General features: G+C 62.3%; 17 protein-coding genes and 1 pseudogene. 14 read left to right on the top strand and 4 right to left on the bottom strand.

Translation table 11 applies throughout. The features are described 5' to 3' along the window. The first annotated feature begins 153 nt into the window (after window positions 1–153). The 8 genes from tagH to QFZ88_RS18820 all read left to right on the top strand — a co-directional run bounded on the left by tagH (window position 154) and on the right by QFZ88_RS18820 (window position 14,619). On the top strand, window positions 154–1,233 hold the full coding sequence (gene tagH / locus QFZ88_RS18855; RefSeq protein WP_024925019.1) for a type VI secretion system-associated FHA domain protein TagH: 1,080 nt from the start codon (window positions 154–156) through the stop codon (window positions 1,231–1,233). Between the two features lie 269 nt (window positions 1,234–1,502). Next, a complete protein-coding gene (tssL, locus tag QFZ88_RS18850; RefSeq protein WP_307418931.1) occupies window positions 1,503–3,059 on the top strand; it encodes a type VI secretion system protein TssL, long form in 1,557 nt (518 codons plus the stop codon). Then, complete coding sequence (gene tssM / locus QFZ88_RS18845; protein WP_171020976.1) at window positions 3,059–6,589, top strand: type VI secretion system membrane subunit TssM; 3,531 nt, start codon at window positions 3,059–3,061, stop codon at window positions 6,587–6,589. Before tssL ends, tssM begins: the two co-directional genes overlap by 1 nt. Further along, window positions 6,571–7,500: a PP2C family protein-serine/threonine phosphatase gene (locus tag QFZ88_RS18840; protein WP_244431324.1), complete on the top strand. Its 930-nt coding sequence runs from the start codon at window positions 6,571–6,573 to the stop codon at window positions 7,498–7,500. Before tssM ends, QFZ88_RS18840 begins: the two co-directional genes overlap by 19 nt. After that, window positions 7,490–9,841 carry a serine/threonine-protein kinase gene (locus QFZ88_RS18835; protein ID WP_024925023.1) on the top strand — a complete coding sequence of 784 codons (2,352 nt, stop codon included), beginning with the start codon at window positions 7,490–7,492 and terminating at the stop codon, window positions 9,839–9,841. Before QFZ88_RS18840 ends, QFZ88_RS18835 begins: the two co-directional genes overlap by 11 nt. A 12-nt stretch (window positions 9,842–9,853) precedes the next feature. Beyond that, complete coding sequence (locus QFZ88_RS18830; protein WP_024925024.1) at window positions 9,854–10,351, top strand: DUF1036 domain-containing protein; 498 nt, start codon at window positions 9,854–9,856, stop codon at window positions 10,349–10,351. Beyond that, window positions 10,348–12,771, top strand: coding sequence for a M23 family metallopeptidase (locus tag QFZ88_RS18825; protein ID WP_024925025.1), 2,424 nt, complete (start codon window positions 10,348–10,350; stop codon window positions 12,769–12,771). Before QFZ88_RS18830 ends, QFZ88_RS18825 begins: the two co-directional genes overlap by 4 nt. Before the next feature lie 228 nt (window positions 12,772–12,999). Next, a complete protein-coding gene (locus tag QFZ88_RS18820; protein WP_024925026.1) occupies window positions 13,000–14,619 on the top strand; it encodes a caspase family protein in 1,620 nt (539 codons plus the stop codon). 89 nt (window positions 14,620–14,708) lie between these two features. On the opposite strand, the gene QFZ88_RS18815 is transcribed toward QFZ88_RS18820, so the two are convergent. Beyond that, window positions 14,709–15,245, bottom strand: coding sequence for an OmpA family protein (locus QFZ88_RS18815; protein WP_024925027.1), 537 nt, complete (start codon window positions 15,243–15,245; stop codon window positions 14,709–14,711). 175 nt (window positions 15,246–15,420) lie between these two features. Between QFZ88_RS18815 and QFZ88_RS18810 the strand changes: the two genes are divergently transcribed. Then, a complete protein-coding gene (locus tag QFZ88_RS18810; RefSeq protein ID WP_210271003.1) occupies window positions 15,421–15,981 on the top strand; it encodes a DUF6931 family protein in 561 nt (186 codons plus the stop codon). A gap of 147 nt (window positions 15,982–16,128) precedes the next feature. Here QFZ88_RS18810 and QFZ88_RS18805 read toward each other — a convergent pair whose 3' ends face one another. From QFZ88_RS18805 to QFZ88_RS18795, 3 genes are all read right to left on the bottom strand, one after another. Beyond that, complete coding sequence (locus tag QFZ88_RS18805) at window positions 16,129–17,367, bottom strand: caspase family protein (RefSeq protein WP_024925029.1); 1,239 nt, start codon at window positions 17,365–17,367, stop codon at window positions 16,129–16,131. A gap of 7 nt (window positions 17,368–17,374) precedes the next feature. Then, window positions 17,375–18,523: an OmpA family protein gene (locus QFZ88_RS18800; protein WP_245317500.1), complete on the bottom strand. Its 1,149-nt coding sequence runs from the start codon at window positions 18,521–18,523 to the stop codon at window positions 17,375–17,377. Between the two features lie 415 nt (window positions 18,524–18,938). Then, complete coding sequence (locus QFZ88_RS18795) at window positions 18,939–20,147, bottom strand: MFS transporter (protein ID WP_024925031.1); 1,209 nt, start codon at window positions 20,145–20,147, stop codon at window positions 18,939–18,941. Between the two features lie 105 nt (window positions 20,148–20,252). Between QFZ88_RS18795 and QFZ88_RS18790 the strand changes: the two genes are divergently transcribed. The 5 genes and pseudogenes from QFZ88_RS18790 to QFZ88_RS18770 all read left to right on the top strand — a co-directional run. Beyond that, window positions 20,253–21,740: a PLP-dependent aminotransferase family protein gene (locus tag QFZ88_RS18790; RefSeq protein ID WP_024925032.1), complete on the top strand. Its 1,488-nt coding sequence runs from the start codon at window positions 20,253–20,255 to the stop codon at window positions 21,738–21,740. A gap of 69 nt (window positions 21,741–21,809) precedes the next feature. Further along, window positions 21,810–22,052, top strand: coding sequence for a type II toxin-antitoxin system Phd/YefM family antitoxin (locus QFZ88_RS18785; RefSeq protein WP_024925033.1), 243 nt, complete (start codon window positions 21,810–21,812; stop codon window positions 22,050–22,052). Continuing rightward, window positions 22,052–22,477: a type II toxin-antitoxin system VapC family toxin gene (locus tag QFZ88_RS18780; protein ID WP_024925034.1), complete on the top strand. Its 426-nt coding sequence runs from the start codon at window positions 22,052–22,054 to the stop codon at window positions 22,475–22,477. Before QFZ88_RS18785 ends, QFZ88_RS18780 begins: the two co-directional genes overlap by 1 nt. Before the next feature lie 42 nt (window positions 22,478–22,519). Beyond that, window positions 22,520–22,642, top strand: a complete 123-nt coding sequence (locus QFZ88_RS18775) for a hypothetical protein (RefSeq protein ID WP_262368500.1) — start codon at window positions 22,520–22,522, stop codon at window positions 22,640–22,642. Continuing rightward, window positions 22,624–22,986: pseudogene (locus QFZ88_RS18770) on the top strand (efflux RND transporter permease subunit); the annotation flags it as partial. The gene QFZ88_RS18775 and the pseudogene QFZ88_RS18770, both read left to right, overlap by 19 nt. Between the last annotated feature and the right edge of the window lie 14 nt (window positions 22,987–23,000).

Here is a 23,000-nt window from a genome sequence, read left to right as displayed (position 1 = left end):
CACCGAAGCCCGATAAGCCTAGCACATGTTTGATGGAGGCTAAATAACGGTGTGGCTGAACTGCTCCCGGCGCCTTCATGTGAAACGCGCCTCGCCCGCTGCCCCTGCAAGCTGCTAGAATAGCCTGGATATTGGGCGTGCCGGCGGTTGCGGATGTTCATCTCGCTACAGATCAGCAATCTTGACAGGCTGCCGGCAGGCATCGCGACGAGCTATGCCGCCCGCGACCGCAGCTTCGAAATCGGGCGCGAAAATTGCGACTGGACACTGGCCGACCCCGACAAGTTCATTTCCGGCCGACATTGCGAAATCCGCTATCAGGCGGGTTCGTTCTGGCTCTATGACGTCTCGCGCAACGGTACTTTCGTCAACGGTTCAGGCCAGCGCATTGGCGCGCCGCATCGGCTGGCCCAAGGCGACCGACTGCTGATCGGCTGTTACGTCGTCGCCGTTTCGATCGACGAAGAGCGTGTTGCTACCGGTCATCCGCAAGAAAGGACCGGTTCGACGCAACGCGAACTGCCGTCGTCAACGGGAAGGCCGCAGGAATTCGGTAATGCGCCATCCCTCAATCCGGCGCAGCAGCGCCCTGGCGAGACGGCACAGGTATCGACGTCTTCGGCACTGCGGCCCAGCCCAGCTGTCCCTGCCAATCGGCCGGCGGAAGCGGACGCGATGTTGCGGGAGATCGCCAAAGCAGCCGGCATTGCACCGGAGTTGCTGCAATCGCGCGACCCGCATGACGTGGCTGCCGAGATCGGCGCGGTGCTGAGAACCACGGTCGAGCAATTGTCCTTGCTGCTCAAGGCACGCGCCGCAGCCAAAGTACTCGCCAAGAGCGCGGATCGCACGATGATCGGCGCGGAGGACAACAACCCGCTGAAATTCGTGCCGGGCACCGACGACATAATGGAGATCATGTTCGCCAAACGCAGGGCCGGCTATCTTGATGCCAAGCATAGCGTTGAGGACGCGTTCCGCGACCTGAAGGCCCACGAAATCGCCACCTACGCTGCCATGCAGGTCGCGCTTTCGAGGCTGCTAGACGACCTGTCGCCGGAGGCTATCGCCAAAAGAATTCCACCTGCTTCCTTTTCGTCCAGGAAAAGCCAGGCCTGGGATGCGCTTGTTGCGACGTGGCGGATGATGGAGGACAAGCACGAAAACGGTATGCTGGATGTCTTCCTCGCCTATTTCGCCGAAGCCTACACCAAGGCGGCTAAGCAAAAATAGCCGGGCAGGTAGCAGGCCTCAGCGGCGCTGATGCGCTCTGTGTGACGGGCCTCATAGAAGAAGTCGTCTCTTTGATCATCCTGCTTTCCGATTTCCATCGGCTTCCCGTGCGATTAGGATAACGCATGGGAGCTTGCCCGGCGGGCAATGCGGCCGTGGCTTGGGGCGTGTGCAGGAATGTCATGTTTCCGCAAGATCAGCCTTTTCATCCGGTCCGCAGCGAAGATTGAGCCCGGCCCAGGCCTCCCTTCCCGCCCTAGAAATGCTCGTTGCAACTCGACACGGGTGCGCCGATGAGCTCGAAGGACGACCCCTCCGAACCACCGGAAAAAACCATCATCCGCGCGTCACGGCCAGGAAAAAAGCCGCTTGGCGCTCCCGATGGCTCCGGTCCGCAAAGCGTGCAACGTGCTCCGACACCCGCCAGAGAAACGACGATCTTCGACCCCGGCGTCGGCCGGCAGATGCCGCTCGGCTGGTCGTCCGGAACCGTGGTCGTTCAGGAAGCCACGCCAGGAGCAGCCCCTGCCCCGATACTCGCGTTGCAGCAGGACGTTCTGCTCAACGCCACCGCCGGCGTGAAGTATGCAGCGGCAAATCCTATCCTTGCCGCCGCGGCCCCTTTGCTGATGCTCTTCGGACAGTTGCGGCTCATACCGGTCGAACGACAAGCGGCGGCCTTGGCGGAGCATATCGCCGACGCCGTCGAGACTTTCGACCGCACAATCGCCAAGGCCGCTATTGGCGAAGAGGATGCCCGCATCGCGAAATTCGCCCTTTGCGAAACCGCTGACGACCTTGTCGGCAACCTGCCCTGGCCGAGCAAGGAAACCTGGCTTCAGCACAGCCTGGTGGCGCAGTTCTTCCACACGAAGCCAACAGGCGTCGGCTTTTACGACGCGCTGAACAGTATCCTCGCCAAGCCCGAAGCGCATTACGACCTGCTCGAACTGATGCATGCCTGCCTGTCGCTGGGTTTCGAAGGCCAGTACCGAGGCCTGCCGGGCGAACGGAATACACTCGAACGTGTCCGGCGCGACGTCTACGACACGTTGCGTTACTTCAGGCCACGCGCCGCCGGCGACATCTCACCCCGGTGGCAAGGCATAGCGGCGCCGATGTCCAAGCCACGCGGACGGCTACCGCTCTGGGCGGTCGCAGCCGCCGCGGCGACCCTGGTGACAGCGGCCTTCTTCGGGCTGCGGATATTGATCACCGACGAAGGCGACGCGACCGCCGGCGCGTTGCTGGCACTCAATCCTTCGACCCCAATTATCATCGAACGTGCCAGCGTGGCGGCACCCGGCGAACCGGCGGAAGCCAGCCCGCCGCCACCGACGGTCCCCGATACCACTCAGGTCGACCGCATCCGCACCGCACTCGCCAAGGAGATCACCGGCGGCGGACTGAGTGTCGGCACGAAGGGTGATTTCATCGTTGTCGAGATCAGCAACCAGCTTTCGTTCGCTTCCGGCCAGGCAGAGACGAAGGCGCAGTTCCAGCCGATCGCAGCCGACATCGCCACGGCGCTCGATGCCGAGCCAGGACCGATCAGGATCGTCGGGCACACCGACAATGTGAAGCCGAAGAACACGAGCACATTCAAATCGAATTTCGACCTTTCCGTCGCCCGCGCCAAAGCAGTGGAGGCGATGCTTACCAAGCAGTTGAAGGACCCGTCGCGGCTCAGCACAGACGGCAAGGGCGAGGACGAACCGATCGCCGACAATCAAACGGCGGACGGTCGCGCCAAGAACCGCCGCGTTGACATCATGATCCCCAAACAGGAAACTTTACAAGCCGGCTCAGCGGAGAACGGCAACTGATGCGCTGGTTGCCGCGGATATTCAACATGATCGCCCTGGCGGGCTTCTCGGCCGCCGTCTGGTATGCCGGACCGCTGATCCGCTTCGCCGATACCCGCCCGCTTGGCCCCATGTGGCTCAGGGCGACAATCATCGGCGTCACCGTTGCGGTGCTTGCGCTGTTCTACGGCATCCGCTTCTGGCAGCAACGCAAGGCGCAAAAAGCGCTCGAAACGGCCATTGTGCGCAGCGACGAGCCAAACGACGATTCGCAGGCGCTCGAAGCGCGCATGGGCGAAGCCATCGCCACGCTGAAGCGGACGAGCGGCAAGCGCAATTTCCTCTATGACATCCCCTGGTACGTCATCATCGGCCCGCCCGGGGCCGGCAAGACGACGGCGCTGGTCAATTCCGGGCTGAAGTTTCCGCTTGCCAGTTCCGGCAGCGCACAGCCGGTGGCCGGCGTCGGCGGCACGCGCTTATGCGACTGGTGGTTCACGGACGAGGCAGTGCTGATCGACACGGCCGGCCGCTACACGACCCAGGGGTCGGACCGTGAGCGCGACAAGGCGAGTTGGCTCGCTTTCCTGCGATTGCTCAAGAAATACCGCACCAGGCAACCGATCAACGGTGTGATCCTCGCCATCAGCCTTGCCGATCTGATCGGCTTCGACGACCAGCAGCTAGACGCGCATGTCACCGAAATCAGAAGCCGCCTGCGCGAACTGCACGAGACGTTGAAAATCCAGTTCCCGGTCTATCTGCTCTTCACCAAGGCCGATCTCGTCGCTGGCTTCATGGACTATTTCGGCGATTTCGACGAGGCACGCAGGCGCAAGGTGTGGGGCGCGACCTTTCAGACCGCCGACCGCACCAAAAATATGGCTGGCGAGGCGCCGGCGGAATTCGACGGACTTGCGAGGCGGCTCGCCGAGGAAATTGCCGACCGTCTGCAGGACGAGACCGATCCGGTGGCGCGGATCGCACTCTTCGGTTTTCCGGCTCAGTTCGGCGCGCTCAGGAACCGGATAACGCAGTTCATCGGCAGCCTGTTCGATGCATCTCGATCACAGGTGAATGTCAGCCTGCGTGGGCTCTATTTCTCGTCCGGCACCCAGGAGGGGACACCCTTCGACCAGGTGCTGGGCGCGATCGGCCGCAGCTTCGGCAGCACCCCGCAAGCGTATCTTTCCGGCACCGGCAAGAGCTTCTTCCTGCACGACCTCCTGACCAAGGTGATCTTCCCGGAATCGGGCTGGGTATCTTTCGACCGGGTGGCTGAACGGCGCGCCAGCTTGACCAGGTTTGGCGGCTTGGCGGCGATCGGGCTGGGGGCTTTGGCGGCACTTGGGGTGCTTGGCCTCAGCTTCTTCGCCAACAAATCGTTGATCGCCTCCACCCGGCAAGCGATGGCGCAGTATCGCGACAGCGCGGATTCGCTGCTCAAAAGCACGGCTGTGACCGACGTCGATCTGGAGAACGTCATCGGCCCGCTCGATCAGTTGCGCAGCCTGCCGGCCGGTTTCGAAAGCGGAGCCCAAGGCAAGCCAATTGAGGAAGCCTTCGGATTGAGCCAGCGGGAGAGGCTGCAGTCCGCCTCCAAGACGGCCTATCGACAGGCGCTTGAACGAACCTTCCGCTCCCGGCTCCTGGTTCAGGCAGAGCGGACGATCCAGGCCAGGATGGCCGATCCGGCTGCGCTCTACCAGCCGCTGAAGATCTACCTGATGCTGGGCGGCAAGGCGCCGAAGGTCGATGACGAGTTGATCGTCTCATGGATGAAGCAGGACTGGGAAGAAAACCGTTATCCAGGTGAGAACAACCGCGAAGGCCGCGTCCAGATCGAAAAACATCTGCGCGCCATGCTTGCCCTCGATGACGCTTATGATCCAGTCTTCGAACTCAACCAACCCCTGATCGAGGCCGCGCAACGCTCGCTCGGGCGCATGAGCTTGGCTGACCGCGCATCGGCGCTGATCAAGTCAGCGGTCTACGCCGCAACGCTGAGCGACTTCTCCGTCGCAACCAAAGCCGGCCCCGAGGCGCAGCTTTTGTTCGAACGCATGGATGGCGGCGACCTCGCCGATCTTCATGTTCCCGGTCTTTACACCCGCGCCGGATTCAACAGCTTCTTCCTGCCGCAGCTTTCACGCATCGCGCAGATGCTTGTCGACGAGCGATGGGTGCTCGGCGGTGGCGGCGAACAAGGCGGCATCGATCAAGATCTGCCCAAACTCGGCCCCGAACTCGTCGACCGCTACGGCAAGGAATTCGCCGCCGCGTGGAAAGGCACGCTCGATCAGCTGAAGTTCAAGGCGATGCTGAAGGACAAACCGCAATATATCGCGCTCTCGGCGGCCGCTTCGCCGGACTCACCGCTCGACCAGCTGTTTACGGCGATCGCCGATGAGACCGCGCTGACGAAAGACAACACCGCCTCAGAGGGCGAGACCGGAATTGCGCTGAAGGACCCGGCTGGGATGGCCAAAGGCCTGGCCCGCATCGGCTTGCAAATCGCCGGGGGCAAATCGCAAAGCCGCGCGGGCACAAGCTCAGCTCTGGCGCAAAATGCCGGCGCCAGCGTCGAGGCGCAGTTCCGGTCTTTCCAGACGCTGGTCAGCGGCACTGCCGGGCACAGGCCGCTCGATGCGCTGACGCAGAACTTTCGCGATATCTTCCAGAGCTTGAAGCTCTCGGCCGATGTCCCCTCGCAGACCGAACGTGTCAACGCGAACCTGCGGCTACAGATATCGACACTACGCGCCAATGTCTCGCGCCTGCCCAAGCCGCTCGCGCGCATGGTGACGGCCACGGCGGACGAGTTTGAAGGCAATGTCGCCGAGACTTCCGTGGCCAACCTCAACCAGAACCTCGATCAGTCCGTCACGCGCGCCTGCGAGGCGGTGGTCAATGGCCACTATCCTTTCGCTGGAGACGGCACGGAAGACATCTCGATCGCGGATTTCGCCAAGCTGTTCGCGCCTGGCGGCCTGATGGATCGCTTCTTTGCACAGAACCTTGCGCCGCTGATCGACATGACGGGCCAGGAATGGACCTGGAAACAGGATGCCCGTTCCGGCCGCGGCCTCGCCAAATCGACCTTGAAGGCATTCCAGTCCGCCGCGGAGATCCGCAGCGCCTTTTTTCCTTCCGGCGGCTCGGTGCCGTCGGTCAACATTACATTCACGCCTTTTTCGCTCAACGGCGATGCCGACAGCGCGGTCCTGAACATCGACGGCCAGATCGTCCAAAGCAGTCAAGCAGGGAACACGCCGAGCACAGTGACATGGCCGAACAGCGCGGCTTCCGCCTCTGCCAGCCTCAGCCTTGCGCCGGAAATGCCGGGCCGCGAGTCCGCACTCAAATTCGAAGGGCCGTGGGCGTTGAAGCGGCTGCTAGACAAGGCGACGCTGACCAGCAATGGCGGCAACACCGAAGCGCGTTTCGTCATCGGTGGACGCGACGTTGCCTACACGATCCAGACAGACCCGGGAGCCAACCCCTTTCTGTTGCCGGCTTTGTCCAGTTTCAGTTGTCCGAAGGCTTTCTGAGATGGTTCCCGACAGATCAGCGCCAACTTCGACCGTCATTTCGATACTCTAATGTACGTGCTTGTGGCAAAATGGTCTGGGTACGCAGCCCATCGTTCGTCACAGAGGACGCTCGCAAAGCGCTTGGTGGCAATTTGAGCACTGTCGCCCTTCCCGTCGAAAGCTTCGGCGTGAGCCACAAGGGCTGCGTGCGCGACCACAACGAGGACAATTACCTCGTCGAACCGCAGACCGGCCTATGGGTGGTAGCCGACGGGATGGGCGGGCATGAAGCCGGTGAACTCGCCTCCGCCAGCATCGTTGATCATCTGGCGACGATCGGTATCGCCAGCTCGGCGCCGGATCTTCGCGCCCGTTTCGAGGATCGGCTGAGCCGCGCCAACGCTGAAATCCGCGACATATCACGATCGCGCGGCATCACGATCGGTTCCACTTTCGCGGCCTTGCTTGCCATGGACGGCCGCTTTGCCTGTCTGTGGGCCGGAGACAGCCGCATCTACCTGGTTCGCAACAGCTTGATCAACCAGGTCTCGAAAGATCACTCGGAGGTCCAGGAACTCCTCGACCGCGGCGCGATCAGTGCGGAAGAAGCACTCACCTGGCCGCGCCGTAACGTGATCACGCACGCAGTCGGCGTCAGCGACCAGCTCAAGATCGATTTCCGGCAAGGTGAGTTGATGCCAGGCGACGTTTTTGTTCTGAACACCGACGGGCTGACCGCGCATGTCAGCGACGCCGAGATCGAGGCAGCGGTCAAGTCCGCCACGCCGCAGGCTGCGTGCCGGAATCTGCTGGAGACCGTTCTGGCGCGTGGCGGAACCGACAATGTCACCATTGTCCTCGTGAAGATGGGCGACGAGCGCGACGGGAGGTTCGATCCGGAGCAGAGGGCCTCGCAAAATGAGCGATGACGACAAGACACGGATATCGACGAACATCACCTATGCGGGTGTGGGCACGCAACTTAGCGCCATTTACGAGCTCGATGAGAGGATCGCATCCGGCGGCATGGGGGAGGTCTATCGCGGTCACAACATCCAGACCGGCGACCAAGTCGCGATCAAGATCGTGCTGCCAGAATTCGCGCGCGATCAGACCATCTTGTCCCTGTTTCGCAAGGAAGCGTCGATCCTCAATCACCTGTCGCATGACGCCGTCGTACGCTACCACGTCTTCACCATCGATCCGGGGATCGGCCGTCCCTACCTCGCGATGGAATTCGTGGACGGCCCTTCGCTGTTCGACATCTTCCGGCTCGGCGCCATGCCACCGCAAGATGTGCGCCGGCTCTGCCATCGCCTCGCTTCGGGACTGAGTGCCGTGCATCAGGCTGGCGCTATCCACCGCGACCTGTCGCCTGACAACATCATCCTGCCAGGTAGCCGGGTCGAGCGCGCCAAGATCATCGATTTTGGCATAGCGCGCTCGGCGACCGTCGGGGGAGAGACGCTGATCGGCGGAAAATTCGCCGGAAAATACAACTATGTTTCGCCGGAACAGCTCGGCCTCTATGGCGGCGAAGTCAGCGAGCAATCCGATATTTACAGCCTTGGACTGGTGCTGGCCGCAGCGCTTCGCGGAAAGCCGCTGGATATGAGCGGTTCGCAATATGAGGTTATCGAAAAGCGCCGTACGGTGCCGGACCTGTCGGACATTGACCCCGATTTCCGCGATCTCATCGAAGCGATGCTTCAGCCGGATCCACGCGACCGCCCGGCCAGCATGGCAGAAATCGCCAGGGCGACCCGCGACGACGACGCCGATGCGACATCGCCACCGGCATCGTTTGGCGCACGCGAGCGCTCCGGACTGCCGCACGCCGGCTGGACTGCACCTCCCGGCGCCCGACCGCCCTCGCTGCCACCCTTAGGCGAGCAGCGCTTCGTTCAGCATGTGCGGCCGGCGCATCTGTCGGAACCGGCGCCGGCAGCCGCTGCGGCCAGCCCCCCCACACCGACCACGCCACCAAAGCCCACGCGGATGCCGGTGATCGCAAGTGGCGCCATAACCTTGGCTGTTCTGGCCACTGCGGGTCTCTATGTCAGCGGCGTCCTGGCCCCCTCGCCTCCTGTGGAGAAGGCAGCGCCACTCACGCCGAAACCCGCTGTGGAAGCGCCGCCCGCTGTTCAACCTGAGAAGGTTGCCAACAACAACCAGACGCAAGGCCCACAGCCAGCCGAAGCCCAGCCTACGCAACCTTCGACCGAGAATTCGCCGACGACCGCACCCGTGCCGAAGACGGCCGAAAGCCAGAAGCCGGCGCTGCCGGCCAGCGAACCGCCCGCAGCCGACGCACCCCAACCGAACCGCGCGGAAACTGAAAGCAAGCCGTCGCCGGATACAAAGCCGATAGAAACCAAGCCCGGCGTACCGAACCCTGTCGACGTGCTGCCCAAGGCCAATGCCTCATCCTCTCCTTCTGCGAAAAGCCAGGAACCAGCGCAGTCGACACCCCCACCGAAAGAGCCAGAAGCGGCAGGCCCGACAGCCCAGCAACTGGAAACAGCGAACACGCCGACACAGTCACCGCCGCAGCCGCCAGCCGCCAAGCAGCCCGGAAATACCGATGTCGCAATCAATCTACCCAAGCCGGAAGTTCCATCGGCGAAGAAAGCCGACGAAACGGCGCAGCGCGCGTCGTGGGTGCGTGACTTCAGCGGCGGGGATTGTTTCTACGCGTCACTGACGTCGGCAACGGACAATGCGGCAGCCATCGAAGGTTTCGGAACGGCCGTGCGGCCATTCGAGCAGATGCTCGGCGATTTCCGGTCGAGGTTCCATATCGAGCCGGACATCGGCGTTCGGCTTATCTCTCAACCGCAATGCGAGGTGACCAGTTTCCTGCACTTCTTCGATCGCAGCAGCGCTGAACGGCCGCAACTGGTCCTCGACCGGACATCGGTGCCGGATGACACGCCGATCGGCGGCACGCTGGTTACGCGTGGTGGGCTTGTGTCGAATGTGATGCTGATCGACCACAAGGGCATTGCCTTCAATCTCGACGACCGCATGGTCGCGCAGACCGACAAGGCGGCGTTCAGCATCCCGATCGGTCTTGGCGCCGCCGACAAGGCAGCCGGCAAGGCCGTTCCGCAGATCATGCTGGTGATCACCGGACCCCGCGACATCCGGGCGGCGGTTTTTTCGAGACCGACACCAGCCTCCGAGCTTCTGCCCAAGATTCTCGAGGAGATCGGAGCCGACGGTTCGCAGTTTTCCGCCACCGCCAAGTATTTTCAACTTGGCGGATAAATATGGATGCCGATGGACCTCCGCTACTCGCGTTTGTTCCAGCCGTCATCGCCCAGGCGGTATGGCTGGTTTCGAATATGGCCTGAGTTCTCCGGCCGCATGACGGCCGCCGCTGTGGTCGGCGCAACGCTGCTCTCGATCCTGTCGATTGACCAGGCCCATGCAGAATTCACGGTGTGCAACCAGACGCTCGACGTCGTTAATCTCGCCGTCGGACAGAAGGTCGACAATGCCGACCAGACTGACGGCTGGTGGACCATCGGCGCCAACCAGTGCGTGAACGTCATCCGTGAGGAGTTGGCCAACCGCTACATCTATCTCTACGCAACGGATGTCTTCGGCCACGCGATCCTCAACGGATCGGTCGAAATGTGCATCGACCGACGCCGCTTCTTGATACGCGGTATTGAAAAGTGTTGGCAGCACGGCCACATCGCGGCGCGTTTCGTCGAGGTCGACACGCTAGAGCAGGTGCGCTGGACCTATTTCCTGACCGGAAATAGCCCGTGACGCACAGCATCGACACGAGCTTCAAACGCAAGAAGCAGGCGCGACTGACTGAGCGCCGGCGCAAACTTTGGCGCAGAGCCTTTGCCGGCCTCGCAACGCTCGCCATCGTTGCGGTCGCCACCGGCTTCTATCTTACCAGGGACTACTGGTCGTTCGGTGACGAGGACGAGGAACTGCATCCTGTCGAGGGCATGGAAGACGTACCACCCGATGCGTCGGTCTACGTGCCTGCGATCATCGGTCTCGCCGGGGACCCGATGTGGATCACGCTTGCGCCCGACGCCGACACCGAAACGAAAGGCCGCGCAATCGCGCGCCCGGCCGAGCTCGACAGTTCCGGCGCGTCGCCACAGATCGAGATCCTCTCCGACGTGATGCTGAGCGCCAGCGAAAAATTCATGACGACGATCCCGTCGACGCAGGAGGATTTCGCATTCTTCCAGGCACAGCGGCAGACCGCTCCAAAGCCTTCGGCAACGGCGCCGAACGCCCAGCAACCGGCTTCGTCGGCTGTGGTCGCGCCGCCCGCCGATCAACAGGGCGATCTGGAAAACGATCTCCAGCCTGCGCCTGACAATGGCGACGCGGCTTCCAGTTCGGTTCCCAAGGCCGACGCAGACGATCCTGAAGCCGGCTGGGGCGAAACGATCGACCAAGGCGAGGCAGCCCTGCCCGCGTTCAAGAAAACCGCGATCGAAAACACCACCACCGTCACGACAGTCACGAACGAATATCGACGCTTCGAGGCGACCAAAGACACTTTCGTAAAGATCTTCAATGATCGTAGCCTGGATAGCGTGGTGCTCGATGCTCATTTCTCCGCCGATGACGCAAAGGCATCAGGCGAGGCGTTGAAGACGTTGTTCAACCGCGACGGATTAGAGGCAGGGTTTGTCGTCGCGATGCGCGGGTTCCGTCCGGCCCGCGAGACGACGACCATGTCGCTCATGCAGATTTCGGTCTACGCCAAGAATATCTATGTCGGCACTTTGACGCGCAATACGGCGGGAGCCTTCGTTTCGGGCGTCGATCCGTGGGTCAGCGAGGATCTCTTCAACTATTCCGGAGCCTCCGATCAGGGTGGGCCCAAACGACAGTATCGTCTGCTCGACGCGATCTATTCGACGGCAGCACGCAACAAGGTCCCGACAAGCGTTATCGGCGAGGCGATCATGTATCTGTCGCGGGGACAGGACCTGGATGCCTTCGCAAGCGAAGACCAGCGTCTGGTGCTGATCTACTCGCAGGCGCCGCGCGGCCAGGACGAGACCTCCGGAAGGGTTCTCTATGTTGGCGTATCGGGTACCGAGAAGAGCCTCGACTGTTTCGTCTTCCAGCAGAGTGACGGCCAGTATGCATGCGTCACGGGCAACGATGAGGTTCGTTCGCTGACCGTGACGAACGGCATGGTCACGCCAGTCAGTGGGGTGATGACCTCGACCTTCGGTCCGCGCAAGCATCCGATCCTCGGCACGGTTCGAATCCACAAAGGTGTCGACTGGGCCGCTCCGATCGGCACACCGATCGTGGCCGCCTTCGACGGCGAGATCACCTTCCAGGGCGATGGCGGCAGCTACGGCAACCTGGTGAAGATAGCGCATGCCAACGGGCGCGAGACCCGCTATGCCCACATGCAGAAATTCGCCATCGCAAGCGGCAGCGGCACCAAGGTGAAGGCTGGCGACGTCATCGGGTATGTCGGGACCACAGGGCTTTCGACCGGCCCGCATCTCCATTTCGAGCTCTATCAGAACGGCGAGGCCATCGATTCCTTGGGGACAGTCACCACGGTTGCCACCGGCAATTCCGGTGGCTCATCCGATACGGCTGTCGAGACCCTGACCGAGCGGATCGTTCATGTCGAAAGCGGAGGCAGCGCTCGCGCCAAGAATCCAAACTCGTCTGCAACCGGCGCCGGCCAGTTCATCACTAAGACCTGGATCCGGATGATGAACGCCTATCGCCCCGATCTTGCCAGAACGCTATCGACCGCCGACCTGCTCGCGCTTCGTTATGACGCCACGCTCTCGCGTGAGATGGTGCGCAACCTGGCGCGCGAAGGCGAAGCGTATCTGCGCGGACGCGGCCACCAGATCACAGCTGGGCGCCTTTATCTGTGCCATTTTCTCGGCATGGAAGGCGCGCATCAGGTGCTGGCCGCACAGGGCTCGTCACAGCTGAGCGCAGTGCTGGGATCAGCCGTTATTCAGGCCAACCCGTTTCTCACAGGCAAGACCGCCGGCTACGTGATCGACTGGGCCGAGCGAAAGATGGGGCAGAAAGTGACGCGTGTAGCCGCCGATCAGACCCAGCCGACGGCGACAACGCAAATTCGGCAGACATCGCCGGAGTTCGAAAAATACAAGCAGGCAATAACGGCGCTGCTCGACTCGATCCAAAACCCGCTTAAGCCAGGCTAGTCAAAGCCGCCGACAACATCGGAACAGTCGCCAGGTTGATTGGTTTTCAGGCGGACGGGTGGTATATTAGAGCACATTTGCAGAGGCTTTTTGGCGCCCTGTGAACCTAAAATGTGACAGGGGTCACATACGCCCAGAGCCCTTTCTGGCAGAAGCGACTTTGTCGCTGACGAAATTGCGAATGCGTGGACATCGATAACGCGCCCCAACGGGGTGGAGGGCTGATCCATGAAAGCGTTCACCGTCCTCTTGACTGGATTCATTCTCGTGATCCTGGCCGCGTTCTGCGTCCAGGCTGCCACGCCCGGCAGCAAGCGCGTCGCGCTGGTCATCGGCAACAGCAAATATGTTAATGCCGTCGCCTTGCCCAATCCAGCGAACGATGCCCGCCTTATTGCGTCCACGCTGCGCAATGCCGGCTTCGAGGTTGTCGAAGGCATTGACCAGGACAATGCCGGCATGCACGCCCTGATCGGTAAGTTCACCGAAGAGTCCTACAACGCGGACCTTGCCGTCATTTTTTACGCCGGGCACGGCATGCAGGTCGACGGCAAGAATTATCTCATCCCGGTGGATGCCGAACTGTCATCTCCCGCCTATCTCAAGACCCGCACCGTGCAGATCGATGAGTTCATGGCGGCACTGCCGGCCGATCCCGCTGTCGGCATCATCATCCTCGATGCATGCCGCGACAATCCGCTGGCACGCACGCTGGCTGCGTCCTTGCCGAAGAGCCGCTCGTTGGGCGCCGGCCTTGCTCCGGTGGATGCAAAAGCCGACGGCATCGGCACCGGCGGCGTGCTGATCGCCTATGCGACGGACCCCGGCGCCATCGCTTTCGACGGCAACGGTGTGGACAGTCCCTATTCGCTGGCGCTCGCCAAGCACCTGACCGAACCCGGCGTCGAAATCCAGAGCGCGCTGACACGCGTCCGCGGCGAGGTAACGGAGGCCACGCAAGGCCGGCAGCGGCCATGGCATAATGCTTCGCTGGGGCGCGAGGTTTTCCTGGGCAAGCCTGTGGCGCAGGCAGCCGCGCCAGTCGCGGCCCCAGTAGCCGACGCAGCCAAGACGACGGACGCACCCGCGCCGGCGGTCGGCACGCCACCATCCTGGGAGGTCGAGCAGCGCCTCTGGGATGAAGCATCAAAGAAGAATGCTGTTCCCTTCTATGAGGCCTATCTCGAACAGTTCCCGACCGGCCGTTTCGCCACGGTGGCAAAGCTCAACATCGATCAATTGAACGACCTGAAGGCCGACAGCAAGCAGGTCGCGTCGCTCAATGCGAACGAAGCAAAAGCCAATTCGGGCTCGGCCGTGCGCACCACAGTCGGTATCACCGATGAGATGAAGCGGACGCCGGGCACCGAGCTGACTGAAAACGCCATCGGGCTCGACCGCAACGGACGCATCGATCTGCAATTGCGCATGGAAGCGTTGGGCAATGAGCTTGGCCAGGCCGACGGCAATCTTGGTCCGAGGACACGCCAGGCAATCGGTGTCTGGCAGGGTAAAAACGGGCTGCCGCAGACCAGTTATCTGACACGCGAGCAACTGGCGTTCCTGGCGATCCAGACCGACCCGATAATGGATACGATACGCGCCAAGAAGGCCGTCAATAAGGTCGGCAAGGCGCCGGCCAAGAAACAGGTCGTACAGAAAACCCGCACGCTCAAGCAGGTGGCGGAACAAAAGCCGCGCAAGAAGCAGCAAGTTGTCCAGCGGAGGCACAACAGCGGGACCGACGTCCGCGACGAGCCGCCGCCCCGGAGAGACGACGGCGATTTCCTGACCAAGGCGCTGATCTTCGGTACCGGTATTGCCGTGGGTGGCGCGCTCAAGAACTGATCAGAGACGATTGAAGAGGACCCGTGCCAGTTACGCAGGGTCCATTGGATTGTTGTCACTATGGATGGGGTCAGCGGAGCGCGGTCGCCTCACTCGGTCTTGATCCGCATTTCCACCCGGCGGTTGATCGGATCGTAGGGATTGGCAACGCGCGGGTGTGACTTGCCCAGGCCCACCGCTTCGAGCCGGGCGGGCTGAACGCCGTTCGCGGTCAGGAACGCCGCCACCGATTGCGCCCTTCGCTGCGAAAGGTCCTGATTGTAGAGATCAGAGCCTGTCGCATCGGTATGACCTTCGACGACAAAACTGAATCTGCTCAGCCGGTTGTCCTCCAGCGCCTTGGCGAATTCGTCGAGCTCGCTACGGGCAGTCTGGTCGAGTTGAGCCGAATCCAGGGCGAAATTGATCATCATATCGAGGCCGGTCTTTTGCGTTGGCGCCCCAGCCTTATCGGCCTTGCTCTTACACTCTTCCTCGGTCCCGACGCAGATTCCGCGCGACGCACCAAGGCTGCCCGGACCGGTGAAGAACTTCACGATGTCTTCCGATTTCTGAAGCGGATCGGCGGAAACGTGCGTTGAAAAAAGAATGGCCGCCAATACCGAGGCTAAGCTGCCCCACCGCATAATCATCACTCCTGTTTGAGCGGATTTCGCTGGTGCAGACTATATCAAATCGCACAGCAACTGTCTGTGAACAAAGCCACGCTGCCACCCACCGCCGCCTGCTAAAGCTGAGGCTTGACCTGCGCTCAGCCGCAGGCTTGAGTGCTATGCTGCTCCTGCTCGGGGTGTGACGGCCATGGCCAATGAACTCGGATACAGATCGGCAAGAGATCTTTTCCTCGCCTGTCCCGCCATCGCCAGGGACATGAAATCGCCTGCCGCCGATCGACCCCCGCTCGAGTTTTGCCGTACCTTGCTCGCTGGGCGCGTGCCGGAAGAGGCAGTCACGTTCTGTGCCTATCTCCTTCCCGACCAGGCCGCGGTCTGGTGGGGCCATGAATGCCTGAGCCATCTCGCCGAACTCCTTGCCGAGCGGGATCTGCGGTTGCTGGCCATTGTTCACGATTGGGTCCGCGAGCCGGACAATCCTCATCACCGAGCGGCCTTAAGCGACGTGACGGATGTTTCGCCAGCAACCCCGGCTGCCTGGATTGTGCTTGCGGCGGCATGGCGCGACCCCACCTTCAACATGGCGTCGACAGGATTTCCTGCCGCCCATGCCGTCAACGCGGGAATCCTGACGGGGCTGGCGAGCGTCTCGCTGGCGGACCGCTTTGCCGTGCTCTCGGCCTTCGTCGAAATGGGCATCCAGATCGTGGAAATGGAAGCGCAGCGGCTATCGGCCGCCGCCTATTAGAGCGCCGCGTGTCCAATTGGACGCGCAAAGGACGCTCTAACACTTTGTATCTGCTGCATCGTGTCTACCGAAAATCGATTCCGATTTTCTGGCCGATGCAGCAGGCTTTCCAATTTCAGGCCGAGTCCCGTCGGCCCAAATCCGATATCATTGGCAGCCGCCTTGTGCCCATCTGGCCAGCGCCACCTTGAAACGCGTGCCTAGCGGATGCTGCAGGCGCATGACGGAGACGTCGTTGGCGGCGAAATTCTTTGCCTGCTCGCAAAGACGGGCTTCGTTCCACTCATGGCAGCCGTCGCAGTGTTTTCCCTGCCACATGGACTTATCGAGGCCTTCGACCGGGCTGAAGAGCGGCTGACTCTTGATCAATTGGGCAATGCTCTTGCCGTCGATTGCCGGATCACCGAATTTGATCGGCCGATCGAAGAAGATCGGCCCTTCCGTTGCCAGTTTCGGGATTTTCTGACGCAGCACATCAAGCGCAAGCTGGTCGTCGGTCTGGCCGGTCGACGTGCCGGTATTGCGCGTCCCGGAGCCGGCTTCGTCTTGCGGCGGGCGCGCCTCCCCGACAATCAGCGGCGCGTTGAGGTCGACCTTGTGTAGCATGACTTCGGTGGTCAGCGAGACGTTGGTCCAGGGCCGCTGCTTGCCGTTGGTCGCCTTGAAGACGTCGCTGGTCACCCTGTTCACGGCTTCGGTGATGGAGATGTTGGTTTCGCCGATATGTTGCAGCAGTGCTTTGGTGAAGGGCGAGTGTTCGCCCGATCCATCATAGGCCAGTTGGTTCGGACTGGCGGCGAAGGCAACCAGCGTGCCGGCGCCGCCGTTTTCGATCGGTATCTCGGCAAGACCGCTGCTTACACCCTTGACGCCAGCGGTCTTTGCCAGAACTTCAGCAAGCGGATTGTCTCGACAGGCGTCCAGAAACACCAGCCTTATGCTGGTTTCGCGCGACATCTGGCGCAGAACGAAATCGATCGACACAGCCTCGAAATCGAGCGAGGTCTCGTCGTCGAGCGCGGCATCAACCGGAAGCAGGTAGTTCTTGCCCGATACCTGCAGACCATGGCCGGCGTAGAAGAAAAGCGCGACATCAGCGCCGCGAACCTGCTTGGCAAACTGGGCGACTGTGGCCTGCGTCTGCTGCTTTGTGAGGTCGAAGCCGGAAACCACTTCGAAGCCGAGGCCCCGCAGTCGCTCGGCCATGGCTTGGGCATCGCGCACCGGGTTGGGGAGCGCCGCAGCGTGTCGATACTGCGAATTGCCGAGCACCAGCGCGACGCGACGTTCGGCACTGGCAGCCGCAACGGTCAAAAGCAGGGCAAGCGCCACAAGTCCGGCGACACGAAGCATGCCACCGCAAAAGGCGATCCCAGCGGAACCCACGACGACCTCAGTTGCCGAGCTTGCTGGTGGAGAATTCGATCCGCCGGTTGAGCGCCTTGTTCTTGGGCGTATCATTGGCGGCAACAGGCCGCTCCTCTCCATAGCCGGCAGCGCTGATCTGGTTACGTGGCACGCCGTCGACAACCAACGCGTCTGCGACTGCCTGAGCCCGCCGCTCCGACAGCAGCTTGTTTGCTTCTGGCGATCCGTCGGAATCAGTGTACCCGGACACCTCGACCTTGAGGCTCGGACACTTGCCGACGACGCCTACGACCTCCGTCAGCAGGGGACGGCTCTTGGCATCAAGCCTGGCGCTCGCGGAGCGAAAATAGATGGCGCCGGTGCGCGACAGCACAGCAAACCTGTTGAGACATTCCTCGTCGCTGAAGTTGGCCTTCGCGGCATCGGTAGCAACGGGACCAACCGCGCCTGCCGCGACAGTCTGAACCGCGACCGGCTTGCTGCCTTCGGCGGCAAAGACGAAATCAAAGGATACCGACGCGGTGGGCACGATGTTCGTCACGTTGGCCGCCTGTTGCAGCTTGTCGATGTTCGGCAGCAGGCCAAAATCCTCGACATGGACCGCGACCGGCGCCTCGGAGGCGACGGAGACCTGGGTATCGCCGATCATGGTGACGACAACGCTCGCCTCCAAATCCTTGCCAAGGCCATGCAGGTTCAGGCGGAACGGCAAGGTGGTCTTCACCCTGCGCTTGGTTGCGAGATCGGCGAATGCGGCGGGGTTCACCTTCGCTGTCACCTCCGCCGTCGGGTAATTGAACGTCTCGAAGAACAGGAAGCGCATGCGGACGTTGCGAAGATCGACGCCCGTATCGACGGAATTAAGGTCGAAGCTGATCTTGGCGTCGCCGGCGGAACTCAGCGTGCCGGTGATGTTCCTGATCTTGTTGGTCTCGACGATCGTATTCTTCTTGACCGACTGATAGGTGAGCACCGAAGCGGATGGATCAAGCGTCCAGTTCGGCGCGGCGCTCGCCGTTTGCAATCCGCAGATCAGCAAGCCCGGCAGCGCGGCAACGATCAAGCTAAATGCTGCGGCCTTCGCTGGCGCTTTTCGCCAGAACGCAACGACTTCGAACATGGAACGCCCCCACCAGGACAACCCGATCTCGATACCGGCACGATGCGGGAGCATAGAGCACTTGCTCTTGCTTGGCGAGCGGTTCCAGCAGGCTGCGGAAACGATGGCAGCCGCGTACCGGAAGAACCGCGCGTCGCGGCCTTGTCATCGTCCGCCGCCGGCACCATCGCCTCCCAGTGGCTTTGTCCTGGCAGAGACCTGAACGGCTTGAATCGCGGCTATTCCCGTGGACGGAGCCAGCCTTGGTCAGTGCCAAGCAGACGATCGGCCATGTCACGTTCCCAACGATCCGACCATCTGCCACTCACATCCAACGGGCATCGGACCAGGTGACTTGCGCCCCGTCGCAACAAGGCGTCGATGACATGAAACCTTTGGCGCAGGCCTGTGCGCAATCGCTCGAGCTTCGTCGTCGTTGGACGGTTGCAAGGCGGCGCACCTTCTGCTCGGCCTTTAGCCCCTGATTGGTTCACCGCGAATCCGCCGTTTGGCGCGGTTCGTTGAATGATGCTTCCAGCGGCCGTGGCACACGCAGGCGCAGCAATGCCAGGCCCATCTCGGCGATCGCGAAGGCCAGCACGGCGCCGAGAAAACCGGCGGTACCGACAGTGACGATCAGCCAGCCGCCAAGAAGCGGAAACCCGAAGACACCCAGAAAATAGGCGATCGCAAACCAGGTCAGTGCGGCGTTGCGCTGTTCTGCGGGACCGTCATTGACGGCCTGTGTCTGGATGACCGCATAGACCAGGCCGTAGCCGAGGCCAAGCAATATGGCGCTCGCGATCTGGATCAGCACGCCATAGCGAAGAGCGAAGGCGACCACCACGCCAAGGATCATCACCGACAGGAGCACAATGGTGGCGCGATCGCCGTTGGCCCGGCTGACAAGCGGAGCAAGCACGAAACGGGACACCACCACTGTAATGGCATAAGCGGCGAAGAAGGTGCTCGCCTGCAGGCCCGTGCCGCGAACCAGAGATGTCTGGAACGTCAAGACGCCGCTGAACACGCAGGCGCCGAGACCCACCATCAGAATGGGGTAAATGGCTTTCGTACGGGCGATGTCCGGCAGCTTGCGCACCCAGCCGTCGCTGGACGGTCGCGGGGTCGTGGCAGCCGGCCTCGGCGACAGGTTTTCGAACATCCACAAGAGCAGCGCTGCCAGAACGCAGGCCGCCGCGACGACGCAGAAGGCCATCGCCGTGGAAAGGCCTAGGCTTCCCGTGAGCGCGCCTGCTGCAACTGGGCTGGCGCCGATGCCGGCCATCAGGAACGCGCCGAAGCGCGTAAACCAGAAACCGCGCTCGCGATCGGTCACACGTTCCGACAACGACATCGGCGCGGCGAGATAGAAGATTCCCCATCCGAGCCCGATGAGGAAGCCGGCCCCGCCAATCACGGGAGAAAGCGTGTGCAGCGAGGCGAGAGCAAGATAGCCGGCACACACCGACAGCGCCCCGAGCGCGGCCATCCGCGCCGCGCCGAAGCGGCCGGCGAACCAACCGACCAGTGGCACGCCAATTACCGTGCCAAGCATGGCACCGCCAAGCGTGATGCCGGTCTCGATCTCGCTGCCGCCGAGGGCGCGGAAATGCTCGGTCAGAAGGAAGGTGGCGCCGTAACCGGCTGCTGTCAGAAAGCTTCCGACAAACAGGCAATAGGCATGTGATGCGCGCATGATGTTTTGACTCTCGGTATAATTGGCCCAAATATTTGGCCGACAGGATCAAAATCACAGGTCCACTTGGATTTGCTTCCGGGGACCACTCTTGCGGAGGCTAAGGTGACAGTCGAGATTTCTCGAAGGCGCGAAGGCACGGCGCATCTGGTCGACATCGAGGTCGACAGGGCATCGCCCGTACCGCTTGCCCGGCAGCTTTATCTTGCGTTGCGCCAAGGGATCGTCGGTGGCCGTATGCCGCCGGGGGCGCGACTTCCATCCACCCGCGCGGCGTCACGCCTGTGGGGCGTGTCTCGTGGCCTCGTTACCGAGGCCTACGAAACGCTGTTGAGCGAAGGCTATGCGATCGGCCGCACCGGCTCCGGCACCTATGTCTCGAAGGATGTGCCGGAGCGCGCCGGGCGCCCTGGTGGGACGGGATGGGAGCGGCCTGAACCCGGCCGCCTGCTCTCGCGCGCCGCGCGCGCCGTCAGCGCGCCCTCGCCCCAGGTGTCCGAGCCCCCCTTGCAGATACCCTTCGTCATGGGTCGGACACCGCCGGACGCAAGAACACGCGCCGTTCTGACCCGCATCGCCCATCGCCATCTCGGTGCCATGTCGAACCACTACCGAGATCCCCAGGGGGAGGAGGTGCTGCGCGAAGCAGTGGCCGCCTATCTCCTGGCGGCGCGCGGCGTGCGCTGTATGCCCGGCCGCATCTTCATCACGGCGGGCGCGCAGCAGGCGATCGATCTGGCGATCCGCACGCTGATCGATCCCGGCGATTTCGTCGCCGTCGAAGAGCCCTGCTATCCACCGGCCCGACTTGCCTTGACGGTCCATGGCGCAATACTGGCGCCCGTGCCGGTCGACGACGATGGCCTGAATGTCAACGCGCTCGGAGCACTCGCCGCCAAGCCGCGGGCTGTCTATGTGACGCCCTCGCATCAATACCCCACCGGAGCGGTTCTCTCGATGGCGCGGCGCCTGGCGCTCCTCGACTGGGCTGCCGCCACGGGAGCCTGGGTCATCGAAGACGATTACGACAGCGAATTCCGCTATGACGGCCGGCCGCTGGCGGCTTTGCAGGGCGTTGATGAGCATCATTGCGTCATCTATGTCGGCACCTTCAGCAAGGCCCTCCTGCCGGGCCTGCGCCTCGGCTATCTGGTGGTGCCGGAGGATCTGGTGCCGGCGTTTCGGGTGATGCGGACACTGCTCGATCGTTTCCCCGCGCCGTTCCAGCAATTGGTGGTCGCCGACTTTCTGGCCGAGGGGCATTTCTCCAGCCATCTGCGACGGCTGCGCGAGGCCTATCGCGCGTCGCGCGACGTACTGGTGTCATTGTTGCGCGCGCGTTTGTCCGATCATCTTGAGGTGAACTCCCCACACCAGGGCGTCCATCTTCTGGCTCGGCCCGGCGCGCAACACAACGACGTCGCGTTGGCGCAAGCGGCGCATCGGCACGGCGTCGCGGTTCTGCCAATTTCGCCAATGCATGTGGCGCCCATGCCTCGTCACGGCCTCCTGTTTGGCTTCTCGGGCTTGACGCATGCCGAGGCCGATCTCGGCACGAAGCGCCTAGCGGCCATGTTCGCGGCTCTCAAATGAGCGCGCCGAACAGCGCGATGGCTCCTCAACAACGATGGCCGCCGATCTCTCACTGGTCAGGAACATGACATGGATGCGATCAATCTGGCGGACGCCAAAGCCCGTCTGAGCGAGTTGGTCGACCGGGTCGAGGCGGGCGATTCGATCGACATCACCCGTCGCGGCAAGACGGTCGCACGGCTTACCGCCGTGGCCAGGCCGCGCAAGCCGATCGATGCCGCGCTGCTCCAATCGCTGACGGCAGCGACGCCGCCCCAGTCCCAGAGCGCCGCTGATCTCGTGCGGTCGATGCGGGACGGCGATCGCTACTGATGCTCTATCTCGATACGTCGCTGATCGTCGCGGCGCTCTCCAACGAAGCAATGACGCCGCGTGTTCAGGCCTGGCTGGCGGAGCAGGATCCGGCGCAGCTTCTGATCAGCGATTGGACCGTCACCGAAATGTCGTCCGCCATGGCGATCAAGCTACGGACCGGGCAGACCGGCCTGGAGCAGCGCGCGGCCGCACTTGCCATGTTCAACAAGCTGATCGCCGAAAGCTTCACCGTGCTGCCAGTGACCGGCGGGCAGTTTCGGGCGGCCGCAAGGTTCGCCGATCAGCATGCCCTCGGGCTTCGTGCGGGCGATGCACTGCGCCTCGCTATCGCGTCGGAGCATGGCGCCACGGTACATGCGCTCGACTGGCGGCTGGCCGACGCCGGGCCGGCAATCGGTGTGCCGGCACAGTTACTGGCATGATCCGGGCCTTCTCCAGATTGGTTGATCAACTTCGGAGCCGTCATGTCTGGTGACTGGTCCGACGAGCAGAACGATGCAATCGTGGCGGACTATTTCGCGATGCTCGCGGACGACATCGCGGGGCAGCCCTATAGCAAGGCTGAGCATACCTGGAACAGGCCGTGACCGAGCTGAAGCAGAAATGCGTCGAAGAAAAGCGGCCGTTCACACGCGCCGATCTTCACCAGGCAATCATGCTGGGCGCGGTGGAGCGCGTGAGGCCCAAGATCATGACGGTCGTCGCGATTATGGTCGGGCTGGTTCCCATCCTGTGGAGCACGGGGGCCGGTTCCGAGGTGATGCAGCGCATCGCCGTGCCGATGATCGGCGGCATGATATCGTCAACCGTCCTGACGCTGATCGTCATTCCGGCCATCTACGGTTTGGTGAAAGCTCGGTGTCTGGTTTCATTACTTCGGATGACCAAACATGCGTCGCGATCCGAACCAGTTCGACTAAATGCTGGCTAAGGCAAACGGCGACA

The organism is Mesorhizobium sp. YL-MeA3-2017 (assembly GCF_030814575.1).
GTDB classification, from domain to species: Bacteria; Pseudomonadota; Alphaproteobacteria; order Rhizobiales; family Rhizobiaceae; genus Mesorhizobium; species Mesorhizobium terrae.
This window is presented reverse-complemented; position numbering and strand designations above follow the sequence as displayed.